This is a genomic window from Brevundimonas sp. (genome assembly GCF_041911375.1).
GTDB lineage: Bacteria > Pseudomonadota > Alphaproteobacteria > Caulobacterales > Caulobacteraceae > Brevundimonas.
On sequence record NZ_JAYRPA010000018.1, the window covers coordinates 109,950 to 130,639 of the forward strand.

Sequence of the window (20,690 nt, forward strand, 5' to 3'; positions counted from 1 at the left end):
TCAGGAGCTGCGGTATTCCCATTTCGCGAAGGTCCCATTGCCGGTCATCCCGGTCGAAGAGCAAGGGGAGATCGCGGAGTTCCTCGACCAAGAAATCGGCAAGTATGACGAGCTTCTCAGCCAATCAGAACGGTTTATTGGCCTCCTCCAAGACCGTCGCGCCGCTCTCATCTCCGCCGCCGTCACTGGCAAGATTGATGTGCGCGGCCTCGCGATGGAAAGGGCGGAAGCGGCATGAACGGGGGCGTTTTGGGGCGGTCCCTCGAACTATACTTCATCGAGGGTCGCCCGGACGGGATGCTCACCGCTGAGGTCTTCAACTGGACCGGTCACGTCCTCGTCGCGCCGCGCACTCGGCTGAAGGAGGCGCTGGCGCGGACGCAGTCGTCGTTCACCGGCGTCTACCTGCTGATTGGGGAGCGAGACGGAAAGCCACTGGCCTATATCGGTGAAGGCGAGGACATCGCCGCGCGGATGAAGAGCCACGAAGCTAGCAAGGACTGGTGGAGCACCGCCGTCTTGGTGACCTCAGCAGCCAACAACCTGCACAAGGCCCACGCCAAATTTCTGGAATCTCGGCTGGTCGAAGAGGCCCGCAAGGTCGGCGTCATGCCACTAGACAACGGCAACACGCCGCCGCGTCCCGGGCTGTCGGAATCAGCGCGGGCGAACATGGAAGCCTTCCTCGACTACCTGTTCATGGTCCTGCCTGCCGTACGGATCGACATGTTCGTCCAGAAGATGCGACCCACCGGCCCCGCTGTGGAAATGGCGTCCCGGACAACGGCTATGCCTACCGCTACCGAGGCCACGGCGTTCCACCTGGAAAATCGCAAACACGGACTGCGCGCCGACGCGCTCCTGATAGATGGGGAGTTCGTCGTTCAGGCAGGATCGCTCGCCCAAGGGAAAAGCGACTTCGGACTCGGCATCGGGTCCTACTCAGAGCTCATACGAGAACTCGTGGCGACCGGTGTTCTGGTGCGAGACGGCGAGCATTACAAGTTCAGCAGCAGCTACGCCTTTAGGTCGCCTAGCGCGGCGGGCGCCGTTGTGCTCGGCTATAATGTCAACGGCACAACCGTATGGAGAACATCCAACGGCCAGACCTATAAGGACTGGGAGGCGGCCCGACTGGCCGACTAGACGTGCGCTCGGGGAAAGCATGACCATCCACAAAGAAATCGCCTTCGAGGATGAGATCTGCGTGCACCTCGCCGCCGACGGCTGGCTGCATGCGCCCGGCGACGCCGCCGGCCACGACCGCGCCCGCGCCCTGTTCCCCGCCGACCTGACCGCCTGGGTTCAGGCGACCCAGCCCGCGACCTGGGAGGCCCTGTCCAAGACCCACGGCGCCAGTGCCGCGACCATCCTCGCCGACCGGCTGCGCAAGTCGCTGGACGAGCGCGGGGTGCTGGACGTGCTGCGCAACGGAATGGACATCGTGGGCGCCAAGGGGCGGCTGGCGATGGCCCAGTTCCGGCCCGCCATGGGCATGAACCCGGACATCACGGCGCGCTATCAGGCCAACCGCCTGCGCGTGGTGCGGCAGGTGCACTATTCGACCGCTAATGAAAACTGCCTCGATTTGGTCCTGTATCTGAACGGCATTCCGGTCGCGACGGCCGAGCTGAAGACCGACTTCACCCAGAGTCTGCAGGACGCCATCGACCAGTACAAATTCGACCGGAATCCGAAACCCAAGGGACAGGGGGGCGAACCCCTGCTGTCCTTCCCGGGCGGGGCGCTGGTCCATTTCGCGGTCAGCAACCGCGAGGTGGCGATGACCACGCGGCTGGAAGGCCCGGCCACGCGCTTCCTGCCGTTCAACCAGGGCGACCACGGCGGCAAGGGCAACCCCATCGGGACCGGCGGGCACCCGACCGCCTATCTGTGGGAACAAGTCTGGCAGCGCGACAGCTGGCTGGAGATCCTCGGCCGCTTCCTGGTCACCCGCCGAGACGCCAAGAAGGCGATCACCGGCGTGATCTTCCCCCGTTATCACCAGCTGGACGCGACGCGGAAGTTGGCGGCCAAGGTGCTGGAGGAGGGCCCGGGCGGGCGCTTCCTGATCCAGCACTCGGCCGGGTCGGGCAAGACCAACTCCATCGCCTGGTCGGCGCATTTCTTGTCCGAGCTGCACGACGCCCAGAACAAGAAGCTGTTCAGCAGCGTCATCGTGGTGTCCGACCGCAACGTCATCGACAGTCAGCTGCAGGAGGCCCTGTTCGACTTCCAGCGGACGACCGGCGTGGTCGAGACGATCAAGAGCGAGAGCGGCTCCAAGAGCGGGCAGCTGGCCAAGGCGCTGGCCGACGGCAAGAAGATCATCGTCTGCACTATCCAGACCTTCCCGTTCGCCCTTGAGGCCGTGCAAGACCTGGCGGCCACCGAGGGCAAGGCCTTCGCCGTGATCGCCGACGAGGCGCACAGCAGCCAGACCGGCGAGGCCGCCTCGAAGCTGAAAGAGATGTTGTCGGCCGCCGAGGCTGCCGAGCTGGCGGACGGGGGCGAGATTTCGAACGAGGATATCCTCGCGGCCAAGATGGCTGGGCGCGCGGACGACAAGGGCATCACCTACGTCGCCTTCACCGCCACGCCCAAGGCCAAGACGATGGAGCTGTTCGGTCGCAAGGGCGACGACGGCCTGCCGACGCCCTTCCATGTCTATTCGATGCGCCAGGCGATCGAGGAGGGCTTCATCCTCGACGTGCTTAAGAACTACACCCCCTACAAGCTGGCCTTCCGCCTTGCTCATGACGGCCAGGACTGGGACGACAAGGAGGTCGAGAAGTCGACCGCCAACAAGGCGATCATCAAGTGGGTGCAGCTGCACCCCTGGAACATCAGCCAGAAGGTGCAGATCGTCGTCGAACACTATCGCGAAAACGTCCAGCCGCTGATGGAGGGCAAGGCGAAGGCGATGGTGGTGCTGGGCAGCCGGATCGAGGCCGTGCGTTGGCAGCTGGCGATCCAGAAGTACATCGGGGAGAAGGGCTACTCGCTCGGGACCCTGGTCGCCTTCTCGGGCGAGGTGAACGACAAGGATTCCGGCGTGGAGCCTTTCACCGAGACGAGCAAGGAGCTCAACGCCGGCCTGAAAGGACGCGACATCCGCGACGCCTTCGACGGCCCGGACTTCCACCTGCTGCTGGTCGCCAACAAGTTCCAGACCGGTTTCGACCAGCCAAAACTGTGCGGCATGTACGTCGATCGCCGCCTCGCCGGCATCCAGGCCGTGCAGACCCTGTCGCGCCTGAACCGGTCGCACCCGGGCAAGGACACGACCTACATCCTCGACTTCGTGAACAGCTCCGAAGAGGTCCTCGCGGCCTTCCGGACCTATTTCGAGACGGCCGAGCTGGAGAGCGCGACCGACCCGAACCTAATCTTCGACCTGCGGGCCAAGCTGGACGCCGCCGGCCACTACGACGACCTCGATGTCGAGCGGGTCGTGAAAGTGGAACTCGATCCGAAGGCCACACAGGGTCAGCTGATCTCCGCGTTGGAGCCGGTCGCGGATCGCATTCTCAAGGCCTTCAACGGAGCCCGACAGGCCCTCACGACGGCGATGGCCACCGCCAACACGCAAGGCGAGGCCAACGCGCGAGACCACATGGGGGCGCTGGAACTCTTCAAGGGCGATATGGGCGCCTATCTTCGGCTCTACAGCTTCCTCAGCCAGATCATCGACTACGGCAACACCGACGTTGAAAAGCGCGCTATCTTCTATCGTCGCCTGCTGCCGCTGTTGGTTTTCGGGCGCGAGCGGGAAGGCGTCGACCTGACCGGCATCAAGCTGACCCACCACACCCTGAAGAACGAGGGCAAGCGCGACCTGACCTATGCGGCGGGCGATGCGCCCAAGCTGCTGGGCATGTCCGAGGCGGGCTCAGGCGGCATCCACGAGAAGGAGAAAGCGATCCTCGACGAGATCATCGCTCGGGTGAATGAACTGTTCGGAGCGGACACGACGGACAGCGATCAGCTGGTCTATGTGAACCAGGTGCTCAAGGGGAAGCTGCTGGAATCCGACGAATTGATCCAGCAGGCCAGCAACAACACCAAGGCCCAGTTTGCCAGCTCCCCAACCCTCGGCAAGGAGCTTCTCGACGCCATTATGGACGCCCTTGCGGCGCATAACAGCCTCAGCAAACAGGCACTGGGTTCGCCAAAGATCCAGGACGGGTTGAAGGATGCGCTGCTGGGGCCGGGGCAGCTATATGAAGCACTGAGAGCGCGGTCTCGAACAGACTGATGGTGATGAAAAAGACCACGGCTGGAGCGAAGCATCCTCAGTGCTCCAACTCCAGCCGCAGCATACGGCCAGCCAGATGCCGGCCAGCCTAGCGGGCTCCGAACGGGATCGCCGTCATCCCCGCCACCGTCCTTGATCCGCCCCACACGGCGGCTTCTCCAACGGTCCCGGCGCTTGTTGGGTCCCGGTCCCCATACGCACTTTGGTCAGGCGGCTTGAGCCGTCTGATCGAGAGACGCGGCCGCCACGATCGATCGGAAGTTCTGCAGCATCTCTGGATGCGCCTCGGCCAAATAAGCGTCGATGGCAGGTCGAGACAGCAGCCGCTCCAGAAACCCTGCCGCGATGACCAGGACGAGGGTGTCGTCGCCGAACGACGCCTCCAGCTCGTGGTAGTCATGGGATCCCGCATCGAGCTCGCGCTGCAGCCGATCGATCTGCTCCGGGCTCAGCCCTGGGACGGCCTTTGCTTGCGGATTCACGAGGTCGGCCGGCTTGGTGGTGACCAGCAGGGCGCGGGCGTAGCTGGCGCTGAAGTTGTTGGCCGACACCATCAGCTCGGCGACCTCCAGCTGTCGGATGGGCTTCATCTTTCGCAGCTTGCTGAAGGCCTGTATCCCAATCGGCTTATCCTTCAGGAGCTCGGCCACGTCATCGTGGATGCCGTTTAGAAGCTGGCGCCGACTCCGGATAGCGCCGACATCGACGTTGAGAACCCGCGCCAACTTCTCCTCTGAGACGCCACGGTCGATGGCGCGGACGATCATGTAGTGCTCTTGGATCGTCGCCAGCCGGTTGACCCGCTTGTTGTAGGTGAAGGCCTCATCGTCGGACGACACGACGCAGCGCGCCCGCTCCGCGCCCTGCTCCTTCAGAATGCTGAGGCGGACGTGACCGTCCAGCAGAGTGTAGGTGCTCCCCGCTTTGACCTGCGCCACCACCAACGGCTCAACGAGGCCGACCTCGGCCACTGATGCCGCGATCCGCCGATACTTGACGGAGTCGATCACCGAAGCCGTCAGCATCTTTGACGGTAGGATCTGGTCGACCGAGAGGAGTCGGACGCGTTGCTCGAAGGCGATCTTGACCGAGTGCATCAGCCGCGCTCCTGGCCCAACCGCGACGCCAGCGCCGTCGGAAGCGTGTGAACGCCCTCGGCTTTCATCAGGGACAGAAAGCGCTCTTCGCTGAGCAGATGTCTCAAGGCGTTGGTGACGAACACGAGCCTGGAACGTGTCAGCGACGCCCGTCGTGCAAAGGACTGCCGGCGTTCGGTCTCCCGCTGCAGCGAACGAATGAGGGCCCCTGCAGTCGCAGGCCTCTGACCTGGCCGCCGGTTGGTTTGTATGCCCTTTCCGCTGGCGTTCCGCTGCTCAATGATCTGGCGGATGGCGAGGATCTGATTGCCCGGTATCGACTTCTCCTCGTAGGCCTGGGCCAACGCCCGCTGGACGTCGCCTTCTTTCGCTTTGGCGATCTCCATGGCGATGGTGTGGGGGATCACGCCGCGTTCGACCGCCGAAATCAGCTTCTCTTCCCCGTTTTCGAGCAGGTAGCAGATGGCGGTCACGTACTCGGGGCTAAAGTCCACCTTCGCGGCGATCTCATTGATGGAGTATCCCCTTTCTCTGAGCATGCCGATCGCCCGCACCAGTTCGAGAGGCGTGTGCTGTCGGCGAGCCAGATTCTCGACCAGGCTCATGACGAAGCAGTCGTCCTCTGACGCCTCGACAATCACAGCTGGAATCTGCTCCTGGCCTAGCGCGATGAAGGCCTCGAGCCGCCCCTGGCCGCAGACAAGATCATAGCGAGATCGGCCGGGCCGAGGGCTCACTGTGATCGGCTTCTTCAGGCCTAGGTGCTCGATGCTGGTGACCAGCTCCTGGAACACGCGCTTGTTGCGCGCTCGCGGGTTCAGGACCGTGATCTGATTGACGGGGATCAGCCGGATTTCAGGTGCGTCTGTCATGCGGCGGCAAGCTCCGTGCGCCTTGCAAGGTCGTAGAAGGCCTCAAGGTCGTCGAACCGGAAGGTGTCGAGCAGCAGGCCGTTGTCGGGCGCCAGGCGCAGGCTCGGATCAGCGCCGTATTCAATCCAGGGCAGGAGGTAGTAGTCCCGGATCTCGGTGTTGCCTGGCTCCATCCGCACGGCGATGGTGAGGTTCGGCCTCAGCCCCTGGTCGAGTCTGAGCTTCCATCGCAAACCGCCTGCGGGCGTCTCCAGACAGCGCGCGATGATGATCGAGGCGCTGAACTCAGCATTGATCTTAAGGAGCCCGTTCTCATCAACCTCGGCGTGGCCGCCGGCGGCGTGCAGCCCCTCCACCACGGAGGCGACCACGTCCGGATGCATGGCCCGAAGTGCACGGTTCGTCTCGATGTAGCGGAAGTCACGGCTCGGGGAGTAACCGACCAGCTGATACGCCCGCAGAAGGCTGCCGAAGCGCTTCCGATAGACGGAAGTGGATGGCATCTCATCGAATTCATCGATGATCAGGCCTGAGAGGAAGCCCTTGTTCTCAAGGAGCTGGGACAGTCTGGCGAGCAACTCCTCGTCGCTGAACCGTGCGCTTCGCGCCTGGATGATGCGCTGAGCGGCGTCGAAAAAGTCCGCATCGACGATGCCCTCGAAGGCCCCGTCCTTGCGCACCCACATGTCCGGCGTGTTCGTGACCCGCTTCGCCTTCAGCTTGAACGAGCGGCGATTGTAGATGTTGTTGCCGATATACTTCTCGTTGGTCAGCACCTGGTGGACGGTGGCGCGCGTCCACGGGTGCCCCAGATCCGTACGCAGTCCCTCGGCGTTCAGCTGCGCGGCGATCTCAGCCTCGGATCGCTGCTGCAGTACGAAGAGCCGGTAGAGGCGACGGACGACCTCCACCTCTTCAGGCGGGCCTGGCGTCAGCACCACCCGGTCGGTTTGCAGGCTCTTCTGGTCACCACGTTCCAGAAGGCCCTTTGGAGCGCCGTGCTCAACGATGAGCTGGCGGCGCAGGCCGTATCCAGCGGGGCCACCTTGCCTGTAGCCCAGGGTGATTAGGCGGCACTGGCCCGCAAAAACCTTGGCCGACAGCTCGCGGCTGTACTCGCCGGCCATCGCGCGCTTCATGCTCTTGATGACCGTCGCGCTCAGGCTGCCATCGTTCTCGAACTGCTCGGCGCAGTAGTGGACCGCCAAGCCGGCCTCGCGGCAGATGAACTCGTAGTAGGCGCTCTCGTCGGAGTCCTGGAAGCGACCCCATCGACTGACGTCGTAGACCAGGATGGCGTTGAAGTCGGTCGAGCCGCTCCGGACGTCGGCGATCAGCTTCTGCAGCCCCGCGCGACCGTCCATCCGCAGGCCGCTCTTGCCGGCGTCCTCATAGGTGCGGACGATCTCGAATCCGCGCCGGGCAGCGTAGGCCGCGATCGCCTCCGCCTGGTTCTCTGTCGAGTATTTCTGGTGCTCGGTAGACATGCGGACATACTGAGCCGCACGCACGGAGCGCTTCATCTCGCCTTCGTGCTGAACTCGCTGTCGGTCCATCTCGCACGCACAAGCTCCGCACCTTCACGATGCGGTCAGCGAAGCGGCGTACTGACAGCGGAAGCGAAAGTCTTTTCCGAAAATGGACTGAAAACTTCGGTCCAAAATCGGAAAACAATTTCCGGTCTGTGAGGTGTATGATGGACGCCTTCCCGAAGCTCATCGCTGACGCCCTGCACCATGAATGGGGCTCGTCGCTTTCGTCGCGCAAGATCGTCAGCCGAATAACCAACGCCAACGAGCGGGCCGTGAAGAACTGGTTTGAAGCGCGCAACGGTCCAAGCGGCGAGAACCTGGTTGAGCTTATGAGGCATTCGGACGCCGTGCTTGAGGCGATGCTATCCGCCTCCGGTCGAGGCGGTCGACTTCAAGCCATCAAGCTCGAGACCATGGAGAAGCCCCTTCGCGAGCTGCTTTCCCTCATCGATCATGAGCGGCGAAACGCGGGCCTGCATTGAGCGAGCGGGAAGCGCCGTCCTCGCGAGGAAACCGACTGAGCAGGTCTTAGGTGGTTTTGCGCCAGTTTGAGGCGCTCTTAGCTGGTCTCGCTAAGTGGTCGATTTCCTCAACCCCAGCGCCTATCGTGTTCGGGTGAGCCACTGTTAAGTGGTCCCGATATGCTGCTCTCTTTGTCGAGACAGGCCCCCATCGGTCTGGCGCCATCGGAGCGTACGAAGGCGGCCGGAGATCAGCGGAGACCGCCATCGTGAACAGCGAGCGAAAGCAGAGGAACGATGCGGCCTATAATTCTTGCGAGCCTGATGGCTGCCGGCCTGGGCGGCTGCGCCTCGTCACCAAGTGAAACCTTCGTCTTCCCCGAGGGGCTGAAGGTGATGAGCGAGGGATATCCCTATGCGGGCGGACCTTGCCGACTGCTGGGCGAGACCTTCGCCACGTCGGAGCTGCTGGACGACAGCGCCGATCTGTTGGGCTGCCCTCCCGACGCCATGCAGGACCCGCGTGTCAGGGCCGCAGGCCGGGTCGTCGGAGAGTTCGAGGGCGTCATCCTGGTATCGGCGCCTAGAAGCGCGGCCCGCTGACCGTCCCAAGGCCGTCAGCCTCGTGTTCGTGAGGCTTTGGCCGTCGCTGCTCTTGCCGGCTGCATGGGAAGGTGAGCCGATTGTGCGGCCGCTCCGGGTCTGCGAGGGTCACGGCTTCAGCGACGCGCGAGGCGGTAATGGACTTCATGAAGCTGCTGAAAAGCTTCGAGGACTTCATCTTCGAAGCCGCCAGCTGGTTGATCTTCTATCCACTGACGCTCGGCCGCATCATGCTGAAGCCGCTCAGAACGATGGAGTATTCCGACCGGGAGCAGAACGACGACAACGAGCATCGCTACGACGACGCCCTGAGCCCGCCGCTTCTGCTCATGATCACCATACTGCTGTCCAACCTGATTTCCGCGGCCGCCCATATCCCCCCGCCGGACGCCACGTCGTCGATGCTCAAAACCATCACGGCCACGCAGCAGAACCTCACGCTGTTCAGAACCCTTCTGTTCAGCCTGATCCCGCTGATCGCGGCGTCCAGCCTTGTGCGTCGCCAAGGCAAGAAGCTCAGCCGGCAGACTTTGAGAGCGCCGTTCTACGCGCAATGCTACCTGGCGGCCTTCTGCGCCGCCTTCGTCGCGGCGGGCGACGTTTTTCTGCGAAGACCCGAACTGAACAACGCCATCGGCGCGGCCATTATCTGCGGCGGCGTGGCGTGGTTTCTCGTGGTCCAGACCGCCTGGTTCTCGGGGAAGCTGAACATCGGGCGCCCCCAGGCAGCGCTTCTGGCGGCCTGGGCGACCTTCAGGGCCATCGTCTATATGCTGGCGGTGGCCGTCCCGGTGGCGCTGGTGTGACCGCGTCGAACAGCGTCGCGCATCAAAGGCAGGGTGGCGCGACAGCCGCTCCTCGCTGGCGGCGCCGTAGGTCGCTAGACCTTCCTTGGGCGGATTAAGCGGCCGCCCGATCTCTTTAAGCCGCCGGCCCGGAAGTTCTTTCGCGGAACGATTTGACCTCGCCCCCATCGGCGGTGAAGGTGACGGGATCATCGATGGGCGACTCGTGATGTCGGCCGATCGCGCTCATGTCCGCCGTGCGCGGCGGGCGTTCCGGGGGAGAGAAGCTTTGGATAGACGTCGTTTCCTTGCCGCCTGCGGGATCGGGGCCGGAGGGGCCTTGCTGCCCGGCTTCATCGGTCGCGCCATCGCCGCCGAGCAACTGGTCGAAACGATCGACGTGGCGGTGAAGAAGCGCCTGGCCGACGCGGGGCTCAGCGCCGCGACCGCCGCCGGCGCCAGCTACTGCGACGTCCGCGTGGGGCGCTATCTGCGTCAGTTCATCATCACGCGCGAAGCGAACGTCCAGAACGTCGTCAACACCGAGTCCGCCGGCGTGGGCGTCCGCGTCATCGCCGACGGCGCCTGGGGCTTCGCCGCGACGAACGACATGACGCCCGAGGCCGTCGCCGACGCCGCGCGCCTGGCCACGGCGATCGCGCGCGCCAACGCCAAGAACCAGACCGCGCCCGTCCGACTGGCCCCGACCCGCGGCGTCGGCGAGGTCAGCTGGCGCACCCCGATCCGCCGCAACGCGATGGAGGTGCCGCTGCAGGAGAAGGTCGACCTGCTGCTGGGCGTCAACGCCGCCGCCACCAACGCCGGCGCCAGCTTCGTCAACTCGATGATGTTCCTGGTCAATGAGCAGAAGTATTTCGCCAGCACCGACGGCTCCTACATCGACCAGGACGTGCACCGGATCTGGGCCCCGTTCACCGTCACCGCGATCGACCAGACGACGGGCAAGTTCCGGTCGCGCGACGGCCTGTCGGCGCCGATGGGCCTGGGCTTCGAATATCTGGACGGCCGGGCCGCGGACAAGGTCGTCGCCCCCAACGGGGTGATCAGCTACGGCATGTCCTACGACATGACCGAGGACGCGGTCGCCGCGGCCCGTCAGGCCCGAGAGAAGCTGACGGCGACCTCGGTCAAGCCTGGCCAATACGACCTGGTGCTGGATCCCAACCATCTGGGCCTGACCATCCACGAGTCCGTGGGTCACCCGCTCGAACTGGATCGGGTGCTGGGCTACGAGGCCAACTACGCCGGCACCAGCTTCGCCACCCTGGACAAGCGCGAGGCGCGCTTCCAGTACGGCAGCGAGATCGTCAACATCATGGCCGACAAGACCCAGCGCGGCAGCCTGGGCGCGGTCGGTTACGACGACGAGGGCGTCGAGACTAAGAGCTGGCCGCTGATCCAGGACGGCAAGCTGGTCGACTACCAGGCGACGCGCGACCAGGCGCACATTCTGGGCAAGGACGCCTCCGACGGCTGCTCCTACGCGGACTCCTGGTCGACGGTGCAGTTCCAGCGCATGCCGAACGTCTCGCTCCAGCCGGGCAAGACCAAGATGAGCGCCGCCGACATGATCGCCAATGTCGAGAACGGCATCTACATCCTGGGCCGCGGCTCCTTCTCGATCGACCAGCAGCGGTACAACGCCCAGTTCGGCGGCACCCTGTTCTACGAGATCAAGAACGGCCGCATCACCCAGCCGCTTGAAGACGTCGCCTACCAGATGCGCACGCCCGAGTTCTGGAACAGCTGCTCGGCCATCTGCGACGAGAGCGATTACCGCATGTTCGGCTCGTTCTTCGACGGCAAGGGGCAACCGAGCCAGGTCTCGGCCGTCAGCCACGGCTCGTCGACGACACGGTTCGACGGCATCAACGTCATCAACACCGCGCGCTCGCTCGGTTGATCGGTATCGGGGGAGACAATCCAATGAGCATCATGACCGAGACCGAAGCCAAGGCGATCCTGGACAAGGTCATCGCCCTGTCGACCGCCGACGAATGCACGGCGCAGCTGACGGGATCCATCGACGGCAACATCCGCTTCGCCCTGAACAACGTCTCGACCAGCGGCGTCGTCAGCAACACCGACCTGGCCGTGCAGGTCGCGTTCGGCAAGCGCGTGGGCGCGGCGACCATCAACGAATTTTCGGACGAGGCGCTGGCGCGCGTGGTGCGGCGTGCGGAGGATCTGGCGAAGCTGGCGCCGGAGAATCCCGAGTTCGTGCCGGCGGTCGGCCGTCAGGCCTATCGCCCCAGCGACACCTTCAGCGCGGCGACCGCAGCCATCACGCCAGAGCAGCGCGCCGAGGTCGCCCATGCCTCCATCGCGCCCTGTCGCGCCGAGAACCTGATCGCGGCCGGCTTTCTCAACGACGGCCAGAGCTTCGTCGCCTTCGCCAACTCCAACGGCAACTTCGGTTATCAGCGGGCGACGGCCCTGGATTACACCTGCACGGTGCGCACCGCGGACGGCCGGGGTTCGGGCTGGGTCGGTCGCAACCTGCAGGACTCGAGCGCCTTCAACGCCGGCGACGACATCCAGATCGCCATGCGCAAGGCCAGCGCTTCGGTCGACGCCCAGGCGCTGGAGCCGGGCAAGTACACTGTGATCCTGGAGCCGGCGGCCGCGGCCGGCCTGATCTCCTTCATGTTCAACTTCTTCGACGCCCGTCCGGCCGACGAAGGCCGCAGCTTCCTGTCCAAGGCCGGCGGCGGCAACAAGCTCGGCGAGCAGGTCTATGATCCGCGGGTCAACATCTTCGCCGACCCCTGGCACGAAGAGGCGCCGGTCATGCCCTGGGACGAAGAGGGCCTGCCGCGCGAGCGGCTGCCGTTCGTCGAGAACGGCAAGATCGCGAACCTGATCTACTCCCGCTACTGGGCCCAGAAGCAGGGCAAGACGGCTGTCGGCCAGCCCGGCAACCTGATCATGTCGGGCGGGACCAAGTCGACCTCGGAACTGGTGCGCGAGACCGAGCGCGGCATCCTGGTGACGCGGACCTGGTACATCCGCATGGTCGATCCGCAGACCGTGCTGCTGACCGGCCTGACGCGGGACGGCACCTTCTACATCGAGAACGGCGAGCTGAAGTATCCGCTGAAGAACTTCCGCTTCAACGAGTCGCCGGTGATCATGCTGAACAACATCGACGAATTGGGGCGGCCGGTGCGCGTCGCCGGCGACGAGTCCTCGTTCCGGATGATGATCCCGCCCATGCGGCTGCGCGACTTCACCTTCACCTCCCTGTCCGACGCGGTCTGATCGGGGGCGTGTCTGACGGTCGGATGACACGCGCGGACTGTCTTCGACTGCTGACCGGCGGCGCGCTGGGGGCCTTCCTCGGAGGGCTTTCCCGCGCCGCCGGGGCCGCGCCGGCCTACGACTTCTGGTTCACCCGGCTGCGCTACGATTCCGGCGACTGGGACGTGGACCAGAGGATGCCGTCCAACGTCCTGACCTCGCTGGTCGACTACACCAATCTGCGGGTCGATCCGGAGGAGCGGGTGGTGCGTCTGTCCGACCCCGCCATGCTGACCGCCCCCTTCTGCTATCTGGCGGGCCACAAGCTGGTGGAGTTCAACGCCGCCGAGGCCGCCAACTTCGAACGCTATGTCCGCAACGGCGGCTTCGTGTTCGTCGACGACTGCAATCACGACATCGACGGTCTGTTCGCCACCTCATTCGAACGGCAGATGGCCGCCCTGTTCGGTCCGGCCGCCCTGGCCAAGCTGCCCAATGATCATCCGCTCTACCGAAGCTTCTTCCGCTTCGACGGCCCGCCGGCGACGGGGTTCGAGCTCAACGGCTGGGGTGACGACCTGGTCCACGACTACCTCAAGGGCATCGTGATCGATGGGCGGCTGGGCGTGCTGTACAGCAACAAGGACTATGGCTGCGAATGGGACTACGACTGGCGCAACAAGCGCTTCCTCGCCGAAGACAACACCAAGTTCGCGGTCAACATCGTGATCTACGCCCTGACCGCCTGACTCCGACCGCCTGGAATTCCGATGACCGCCATTCCCAGTGAGACCGAAATCAAGGCCGGGCTCGGCCAGCTTGCCCGACTGCGCGAAGCCGTCGGCCAGGCGATCGTCGGCCAGGACGCGGTGGTGGAGCAGTTGCTGGTCGCCCTGCTGGCGGGCGGCCACTGCCTGATCGAGGGCGTGCCGGGCCTGGGCAAGACCCTGCTGGCGCGAACGCTGGGCCAAGCGCTGGCGTTGGATTTTCGGCGCGTCCAGTTCACGCCGGACCTGATGCCCAGCGACATCCTCGGCACCGAGGTGCTGGAGGAGGACCACGGCGCCGGGCGCCGGCGTTTCCGCTTTCAGCAGGGACCGGTCTTCACCAACCTGTTCCTGGCCGACGAACTGAACCGCACGCCGCCGAAGACGCAGGCGGCGCTGCTGGAGGCGATGCAGGAGCACACCGTCAGCTACGCCGGCGTCACCCATCGGCTGGCCGAGCCCTTCTTCGTGCTGGCGACGCAGAACCCCCTGGAACAGGCCGGAACCTACCCCCTGCCCGAGGCCCAGCTGGATCGTTTCCTGCTGAACATCCGAGTGGGCTATCCGACCGCCGCGGAGGAGCGCGCCATCCTGGTGCAGACCACCGGCGGCGCCGTTTCATCCGTGCCGCAGGTGATGGAGGCCGCCGACATCGTCGCCCTGCAGGGCTGGGTCCGCGACGTCCATGTCGGCGACGGTCTGATGACCTGGATCACGACCCTGGTCCGCGCCACGCGGCCGTCGCCCGAGGCGCCGGCCGTGGTGCGGGACTATGTGCGCTGGGGCGCCGGCCCTCGCGCCGGCCAGGCGTTGGTGCTGGCGTGCAAGGCCCGCGCGCTGCTGCATGGGCGACTGGCCGCCACGCGCGACGACGTGGCCGCCCTCGCCGCGCCGGTGATGCGTCACCGCATCCTGCTGTCATTCGCCGCCGAGGCGGAGGGCAAGAGCGCGGACGCCGTAATCGCGGAGCTGATGTCGGCCCTGCCCGCGCCCGCGCCGGACTGATTCCGACCATGTCGCCGCTCGACCTGCCGCCGGAGCTGCGCAGCCGTCTCAGGCGTCTGTCGCTCACCCCACGTCGCCCGGCGATCCTGTCGGGCGCCGGCCTGCATGACAGCCGCAATCGGGGCGGCGGCCTGGAGTTCGCCCAGTACCGCGCCTACGAGCGCGGCGATGACCTTCGGCGGATCGACTGGAAGCTTTACGCCCGGTCCGACCGCTTGTTCGTGCAGGACGCCGAGCGCGAAAGCCCGATCGCGGCGTGGATCGTTCTGGACGCCAGCGCCTCCATGGCGCAGGCCGATCTCGCGACGCCGGACTGGACGCGGTTCGACGCCGCCCTGCGGCTGGCCGCCAGCCTGATCGAGATCGCTCTCCACCAGGGCGACAGGTTCGGCGTGTGCGTCGTGTCCGAGGCCCGACCGCTGGTCGTGGAGCCGGGCGGCGGTCCGCCTCATCGCGACCGCATCTTCCGGGCGCTCGCGCCGCTGCGCCCGGCCGGCGCTGCGCGATGGGCTCAGGCTACGCCGGTTCTTGGCGAGCGGCTGGGCGCCCACGATCTGGTCCTGATCCTCAGCGACGGATTCGACGAGGCCTGCGTCGCCTCGGCCGAGCGCCTCGCCGCCTCCGGCCGGGACGTCGCCCTGCTCCAGATCCTGACCGCGGACGAGCGCGACTTTCCCTTCGACCGGGGCTACCGCTTCGAGGATCCGGAGAGCGACGCCCAAGTGGTCGGCGACGGCCGCGCGTTGCGCGACGCCTATCTGAAACGCTTTGCTCAGGCGCGCGAAGCCCTGGCCCCGCGCCTGGATGCGCGGGGCGTCCGTCATGCCGCCTGCTTCGTCGATGAAGCGGCGGACCAGCCGATCCGCGCCCTGTTTCGCGAGACCGGACGGCGATGAGCCCGGCGCTGCTCCTGCCCCTGGCGCTCGGCGCTTTGGCCGCCCTGCTGATCCCGCTGGCGATCCACATCGCCCGGCGCACGGAAAGCCGGTCGGTCGCTTTCGCGGCCTTGCGATGGCTCGATCCCCTGCCCAAGCCCCGCAGACGTCTGCGGATCGACGAGCGTCGGCTTCTGGCGGTGCGCCTGTTGCTCCTGGCGGCCATCGTCCTAGGGCTGGCCCAGCCGGTGCTGAAGGGCCTTACGGATCGGCGGCCGGTCGTCGCGATCGCTCCCGGCCTGGACCGACAGGCCGTCGACGACGCTGACGGAAATGCACGTGTGATCTGGCTGGCTCGAGGCTTCCCCGCCATCGACCGACCGCCCCCGCCCATGCCGGCGAACATTGTCAGCCTGATCCGGCAACTCGACTCCGAGCTGGCGCCCGGAACGCCGCTCGAGCTGGTCGTGCCCGCCGTGCTTGACGGAGTGGATGCAGAGCGGCCCCGCCTGTCCAGGAATGCGACCTGGCGCGTCGCGGAACAGGCGCCGACCACCGCGCCGCGGCCCGCAGCGACCGCGCCGTTGCGGCTGACCGTCCGTTTCGGCCCCGACGCCGCAGACGCGGTGCGCTACTTCCGCGCGGCGGCTGTCGCCTGGACCGCGGCCGACCTTCGCGCCGATTTTGACGCCGCGCCCGTCGAGCGGCCCTTCGATCCCGAGGCGCGACACCTGGTTTGGCTGGACAAGGGAGCCGCGCCGGATGCGGTGGTCGCCTGGGTCAGGGACGGCGGGACGCTGCTGCTGTCAAACGAGGGCCGAGCGCCGACGGAGGGCGAAAGCAGCGTCGCCTGGCGCGACGCCGCCGGCCAGCCCCTGGCCCTGCAGAGCCGGTTGGGACGGGGCCGCGTCCTTCGCCTGACCCGCCCGCTGGAACCTTCCGCAATGCCGCAGTTGGCGCAGCCGGACTTCCCCGACGCCCTGGCCCGCCTGTTCGAGCCCCCGCCCGCGCCCGCGCGGGTCGCGGCGGTCGATCATGCGCCGTTGGCGGGCGCGCCGGCCTATGCCCAGCCGCCCTTCGATCTGCGTCCGTGGTTGGCTCTCGTCGTGGCCCTGCTGTTCGGCGCCGAACGGTGGCTGGCCACGCGTCGGACGCGGGGCGTCGCGCCATGAGCGCCCTGTCCTTCTCGCTCCGCCAGCAGACGGCCGCCCGTCGGCGCGTCGTGGTCGACTGGCTGGCGGTCGGGCTCCCGCTGGCTCTGGCGGCGGCCGGCCTGGCGTGGCGGTTTCTGGGCGTGTGGGAGGGCGTGGCGCTCGGCCTCGCGTTCCTCGCCGCGACGGTCGTAGTGGCCCTGTGGCGGGCCCGCCGACTGAACCGGTCCTGGTTGATCGCCCAGTTGAACGCCCGGATTCCCCGGTTCGAGGATAGCGCGGGGCTGCTGTTCAGCGATCCCGGCGCCCTCGGCGGCTTCGCGCGGCTGCAGCGCGACCGCCTTGAGGCCCGCGCGGCCGAGGCTGAAGCCGTCGACCTGCGCCCGCCCTGGTCGCGGCGCGCCATCGTCGCAGCCTGGAGCGCCCTCGCCGCGGCGGCTGCCCTCTTGGTCCTGTGGCCCGCGTCCGGCGATCTTGCGCGCCCGACCGACGCCGTCGCCGACCCGTCCGCCCGCGCCGGCCCGCCCGTCGTCCAGCGGACACGGCTGCGCATCGTACCGCCCCGGTACACCGGCCTGCCGGCCCGAGAACAGGGGGGCCTGGACGCCCGCGTGCCGGAGGGGTCGCGGCTGGAATGGACGATCGACATGGCGCCCCGCCCGGCCTCGGCCCAGTTGGCCTTTCCAGGCGCTGAGGCCCTGACCCTGACGCGCCGCGGGGGAGGGTGGCGGGGCGGCCGTGTGATCGACGCCTCCACCCTGTACCGGCTCGAGGCGCCGGGCCTGGAGCGCCAGCGGTTGCACAGACTGGACGCGATCGCGGACGCCGCGCCGGCGATCCGGATCATCGAGCCCGACGGGCAGCTGGTTCTGACCACGCCCGGCCAGAGGCGCTGGACGCCGGTCTTCGAGGCGACCGACGACTATGGGATCGTCCCGTCCGCCACCCTGCGCATCGCCGTGACCCAGGGCGACGGCGAGAACATCACCGTCAAGCATCGCACCGTGCCGCTGACCGGCCGGGGCGATGCGCGGCGCAAACGCTTCTCCGTGCCCCTGGACCTCGCGCGCGAGGGCCTGGCGCCGGGCGGCGACATGATCGTGCAGCTGGTCGTCAGCGACAATCGCGAGCCGCGGCGCCAGGTGGTCGAGGGGCCCAGCGTCATCCTGCGCTGGCCGGCCGAACAGGGCCTCGCCGGCGGACTGGACGGCATGGTCCAGCGCGCGATGCCCGCCTACTTCCGCAGCCAGCGCCAGATCATCATTGATGCGGAGGCCCTGATCGCCCAGCGGCGTCGCCTCGATCCCGATGTCTTCCAGGATCGTTCGAACGGCCTGGGCGTCGATCAGGCCCAGCTTCGCCTTCGCTACGGTCAGTTCATGGGCGAGGAATCCGAGGGCGGCGGCACAGGAGGCGGCATCGCCCTGCCCACCAACGACGTCCCCGCGCGCAGGCCGACACTGCCCACCAACGACGCGCCGGCGGCCGCCGCCCATGACGATCATGGACACGACGAGGGGCACGACCATGGCGCGGACCGTGAATCGCCGGCCTTCGGCGCCCAGGTCGACGTAGTCCAGGCGTTCGGCCATGCACATGACAGCGGCGAGGCGGCGACCCTGTTCGATCCGGGAACCCGGTCCACGCTGCGCCAGGCGCTGAACGCGATGTGGGGCTCCGAACGCGCCTTGCGCCAGGGGCGGCCGGAAGACGCCCTGCCCTTCGCCAATCGCGCGCTGGAGCTTCTCAAGGAGGCGCAGCAGGCGACCCGAATCTTCCTGGCGCGCACGGGCGCGAACCTGCCCCCGGTCGACATGTCCAGACGGCTCAGCGGGAAGCGCGAGGGCATCGTGGCCGGTCCTCTGGCTCCGCTGACGCGAGCGGCGGCCGACGCCGTGGCGGCCGACGCTTGGCGCGCGCTGCAGGGTCGCCCCGGACCGGCGCAGCCCGCACCGATCAATCTCGACGCCCTGGATCGTTGGGTGCGGGACAACCAGGCCAGGCTGGCCGATCCCTTGGCGCTGACTGCGGCCATCGAGACGGTGCGCGACGAACCGGGCTGCGCGGCCTGCCGCGACAGGCTGCGCGGCCTGCTCTGGACCGTGCTCGACCGTCCGTCGGCCGCCGTCCAGCGTCGCGCCACACCGACCGAGCGCGGGCGCAGGTATCTCGAGGCGCTGCAATGACCGGGGCGCCCCTTCCCGAGATCATGACGGCGGTCGTGATCGGACTGGCCGTGGCGGCGGCGGTCGCGCGCCTGCTCCTTTGGCGGCGCTCCGCCCCCTCCGATCTGCGCACCCGGCCAGGGCGGACGGGCGTGCTGGTCGGGCTGAACCTGGCGGCGGGCGTGCTGCTTCACCTGACCCTGTTCCCGCCGGGCTCGCCGATGCGGATGGGCGAGCTGATCGTCGTCACGGGCGGCGCGTCGGGGGCCATCGCAAAAGATCCCGCCGACACCCTGGTCGCGCTCCCCGAGGCCGGAGCCGTCGCCGGCGCGGTGCGTACGCCGGATCTGGCGACGGCGCTCCGCCGCTTCCCCGAGGCCGCCAGCCTCCGTATCGAAGGCGCGGGGTTGACGCCCCGCGATCAGCTGCCGCTTCCATTGCCCACGACCTATGCGGCGCCGCCCGCGCCGCAGGGCCTGATCGAGCTGGCCCTGCCTGGCCCGGTCGCGCCGGGCGGACGTTTCAGCGTCGGGGGCCAGTTGGGACGTCTCTCCGCGGGAACCGTCACCTTGTCGGACCCCGCCGGCCGGGTGGTCGATCGACACGTCCTGACCGCGGGCGGGCGCTTCGCCCTGACGGCAAGTGCGCGCGAGGCGGGACTGGCCCTGTTCACCCTGCGCCTCCAGGACCCGGCCGGGCAGGTGCTCGAGCAGATCGCCGTCCCCGTGGAGGCGCGCGACCAGCCGCCGCCGCGCGTGCTGGTTCTGGCCGGCGCGCCCGACGCCGAAAACAAATTCCTGCGGCGATGGGCCGAGGCGGCGGGGATCGACCTGAAGATGCAGATCGATCTGGGCGGCGGCGTTCAGGTCGGCGACGCGCCCGGCGCGCTGACCGCCGCAAGCCTGTCCGACCTCGACCTGTTGGTCGTCGACGATCGCCGGTGGGACACGCTGTCTCCCGCCGCGCGCGCCGCGATCACGTCGGCGGTCGATGCGGGTCTCGGCTTGCTGCTTCGCCCCACCGGCCCGCTGCCGGCCACGACGCGTCGCGAATGGGCCGTGCTGGGCTTTCCGCTGAGCGGCGGGGATGATGCGAGCCCGCTGGGTTTGCCCACCACGCCCGTGGAGCCGGCCAACGATCCTGCGAGGGCCGCCGCAGAGACGCCGCAGCTGGCGCGCCGCAACTTCAGCCTGCAGGGTCAGCAGGGGATCTCCCTTCTGCGGGCCGCGGACGGGACAGACCTGGCCAGTTGGCGGCCGCGCGGACAGGGACGGATCGGCGTCTGGACCGTGGCCGACAGCTATGCGCTGGTCCTGACGGGGCGGGCCGATCGACACGGCGAACTGTGGAGCACGCTCTTTTCCACCCTCGCCCGGCCAGAGCCGGGGAGCCCCCTTCTGATCGAAGGCTTCGCGCGTCAGGGCAGTCGTCTGGCCCTCTGCCGCGCGGACGAAGGCTTGACCGTCTTTGACCCGAACGGCGGCGACCAAGCGCTTCGCGTCGATCCCGCTACGGGCGAACAGGCCTGCGCCGCCTACTGGCCCGCACGCAACGGATGGCATGTGGCGCGCGACCGGGCCGGTCGCGAGACGCCCTTCTTCGTCCATCCCGCGAACGCCGCGCCTTCGCTGCGGGCCTTCGCCGACCGCGATGCCACCCGGGCGCTGGCCGCGACCGCCGGTCGGCGCCAGGGCGCGACGGTTTCCGACACCCCCGGATCGCCGTGGCTTTGGTTCGCGGGCCTGCTGGCGGCGCTGGCGTTGTTGTGGTGGTTCGAGCGCGCCAGAGCGCCACGCGCCGCAGACCCGTCCTGACCGCCGTTTTTGCTTGCATAATCATATAAGGATATCCTTATATG

General features: G+C 67.3%; 15 protein-coding genes and 1 pseudogene. 13 read left to right on the forward strand and 3 right to left on the reverse strand.

Going from position 1 to position 20,690, the window contains the following annotated elements; translation table 11 throughout:
- The first annotated feature begins 234 nt into the window (after positions 1–234).
- A complete protein-coding gene (locus tag ACE3PU_RS03040) occupies positions 235–1,146 on the forward strand; it encodes a GIY-YIG nuclease family protein (RefSeq protein WP_374386510.1) in 912 nt (303 codons plus the stop codon).
- A gap of 19 nt (positions 1,147–1,165) precedes the next feature.
- Positions 1,166–3,985: pseudogene (locus tag ACE3PU_RS03045) on the forward strand (type I restriction endonuclease subunit R); the annotation flags it as partial.
- Positions 3,986–4,464: 479 nt separating this feature from the next.
- Here the strand turns inward: ACE3PU_RS03045 and ACE3PU_RS03050 are convergent.
- From ACE3PU_RS03050 to ACE3PU_RS03060, 3 genes are read right to left on the reverse strand one after another with little or no spacing between them, the layout of a single operon-like run.
- The gene (locus ACE3PU_RS03050) at positions 4,465–5,355 is read right to left on the reverse strand and encodes a plasmid partitioning protein RepB C-terminal domain-containing protein (RefSeq protein ID WP_374386512.1); all 891 of its coding nucleotides are present in this window, start codon (positions 5,353–5,355) and stop codon (positions 4,465–4,467) included.
- Positions 5,355–6,227 carry a plasmid partitioning protein RepB C-terminal domain-containing protein gene (locus ACE3PU_RS03055; RefSeq protein WP_374386514.1) on the reverse strand — a complete coding sequence of 291 codons (873 nt, stop codon included), beginning with the start codon at positions 6,225–6,227 and terminating at the stop codon, positions 5,355–5,357. Before ACE3PU_RS03055 ends, ACE3PU_RS03050 begins: the two co-directional genes overlap by 1 nt.
- Positions 6,224–7,750 carry a recombinase family protein gene (locus ACE3PU_RS03060; RefSeq protein WP_374386516.1) on the reverse strand — a complete coding sequence of 509 codons (1,527 nt, stop codon included), beginning with the start codon at positions 7,748–7,750 and terminating at the stop codon, positions 6,224–6,226. The genes ACE3PU_RS03055 and ACE3PU_RS03060 overlap by 4 nt, the downstream gene beginning before the upstream one ends.
- A 173-nt stretch (positions 7,751–7,923) precedes the next feature.
- On the opposite strand from ACE3PU_RS03060, the gene ACE3PU_RS03065 reads away from it, so the two are divergent.
- The 11 genes from ACE3PU_RS03065 to ACE3PU_RS03115 all read left to right on the forward strand — a co-directional run bounded on the left by ACE3PU_RS03065 (position 7,924) and on the right by ACE3PU_RS03115 (position 20,646).
- Positions 7,924–8,241, forward strand: a complete 318-nt coding sequence (locus ACE3PU_RS03065) for a hypothetical protein (protein ID WP_374386518.1) — start codon at positions 7,924–7,926, stop codon at positions 8,239–8,241.
- Positions 8,242–8,544: 303 nt separating this feature from the next.
- Positions 8,545–8,823, forward strand: coding sequence for a hypothetical protein (locus ACE3PU_RS03070; RefSeq protein WP_374386520.1), 279 nt, complete (start codon positions 8,545–8,547; stop codon positions 8,821–8,823).
- Between the two features lie 146 nt (positions 8,824–8,969).
- The gene (locus ACE3PU_RS03075) at positions 8,970–9,629 is read left to right on the forward strand and encodes a hypothetical protein (protein WP_374386522.1); all 660 of its coding nucleotides are present in this window, start codon (positions 8,970–8,972) and stop codon (positions 9,627–9,629) included.
- Between the two features lie 268 nt (positions 9,630–9,897).
- Complete coding sequence (locus tag ACE3PU_RS03080; protein ID WP_374386524.1) at positions 9,898–11,532, forward strand: TldD/PmbA family protein; 1,635 nt, start codon at positions 9,898–9,900, stop codon at positions 11,530–11,532.
- Between the two features lie 23 nt (positions 11,533–11,555).
- Positions 11,556–12,890, forward strand: a complete 1,335-nt coding sequence (locus tag ACE3PU_RS03085) for a TldD/PmbA family protein (RefSeq protein ID WP_374386526.1) — start codon at positions 11,556–11,558, stop codon at positions 12,888–12,890.
- A gap of 23 nt (positions 12,891–12,913) precedes the next feature.
- Positions 12,914–13,618 (forward strand): DUF4159 domain-containing protein, encoded by a 705-nt coding sequence (locus ACE3PU_RS03090; protein WP_374386528.1) that lies wholly within the window; start codon positions 12,914–12,916, stop codon positions 13,616–13,618.
- Positions 13,619–13,633: 15 nt separating this feature from the next.
- A complete protein-coding gene (locus ACE3PU_RS03095; protein WP_374386563.1) occupies positions 13,634–14,641 on the forward strand; it encodes an AAA family ATPase in 1,008 nt (335 codons plus the stop codon).
- Between the two features lie 8 nt (positions 14,642–14,649).
- On the forward strand, positions 14,650–15,537 hold the full coding sequence (locus tag ACE3PU_RS03100; protein WP_374386530.1) for a DUF58 domain-containing protein: 888 nt from the start codon (positions 14,650–14,652) through the stop codon (positions 15,535–15,537).
- On the forward strand, positions 15,534–16,688 hold the full coding sequence (locus ACE3PU_RS03105; RefSeq protein ID WP_374386532.1) for a BatA domain-containing protein: 1,155 nt from the start codon (positions 15,534–15,536) through the stop codon (positions 16,686–16,688). Before ACE3PU_RS03100 ends, ACE3PU_RS03105 begins: the two co-directional genes overlap by 4 nt.
- A complete protein-coding gene (locus tag ACE3PU_RS03110; protein WP_374386534.1) occupies positions 16,685–18,853 on the forward strand; it encodes a DUF4175 family protein in 2,169 nt (722 codons plus the stop codon). The genes ACE3PU_RS03105 and ACE3PU_RS03110 overlap by 4 nt, the downstream gene beginning before the upstream one ends.
- On the forward strand, positions 18,850–20,646 hold the full coding sequence (locus tag ACE3PU_RS03115) for a hypothetical protein (protein ID WP_374386536.1): 1,797 nt from the start codon (positions 18,850–18,852) through the stop codon (positions 20,644–20,646). The genes ACE3PU_RS03110 and ACE3PU_RS03115 overlap by 4 nt, the downstream gene beginning before the upstream one ends.
- Positions 20,647–20,690: the final 44 nt, after the last annotated feature.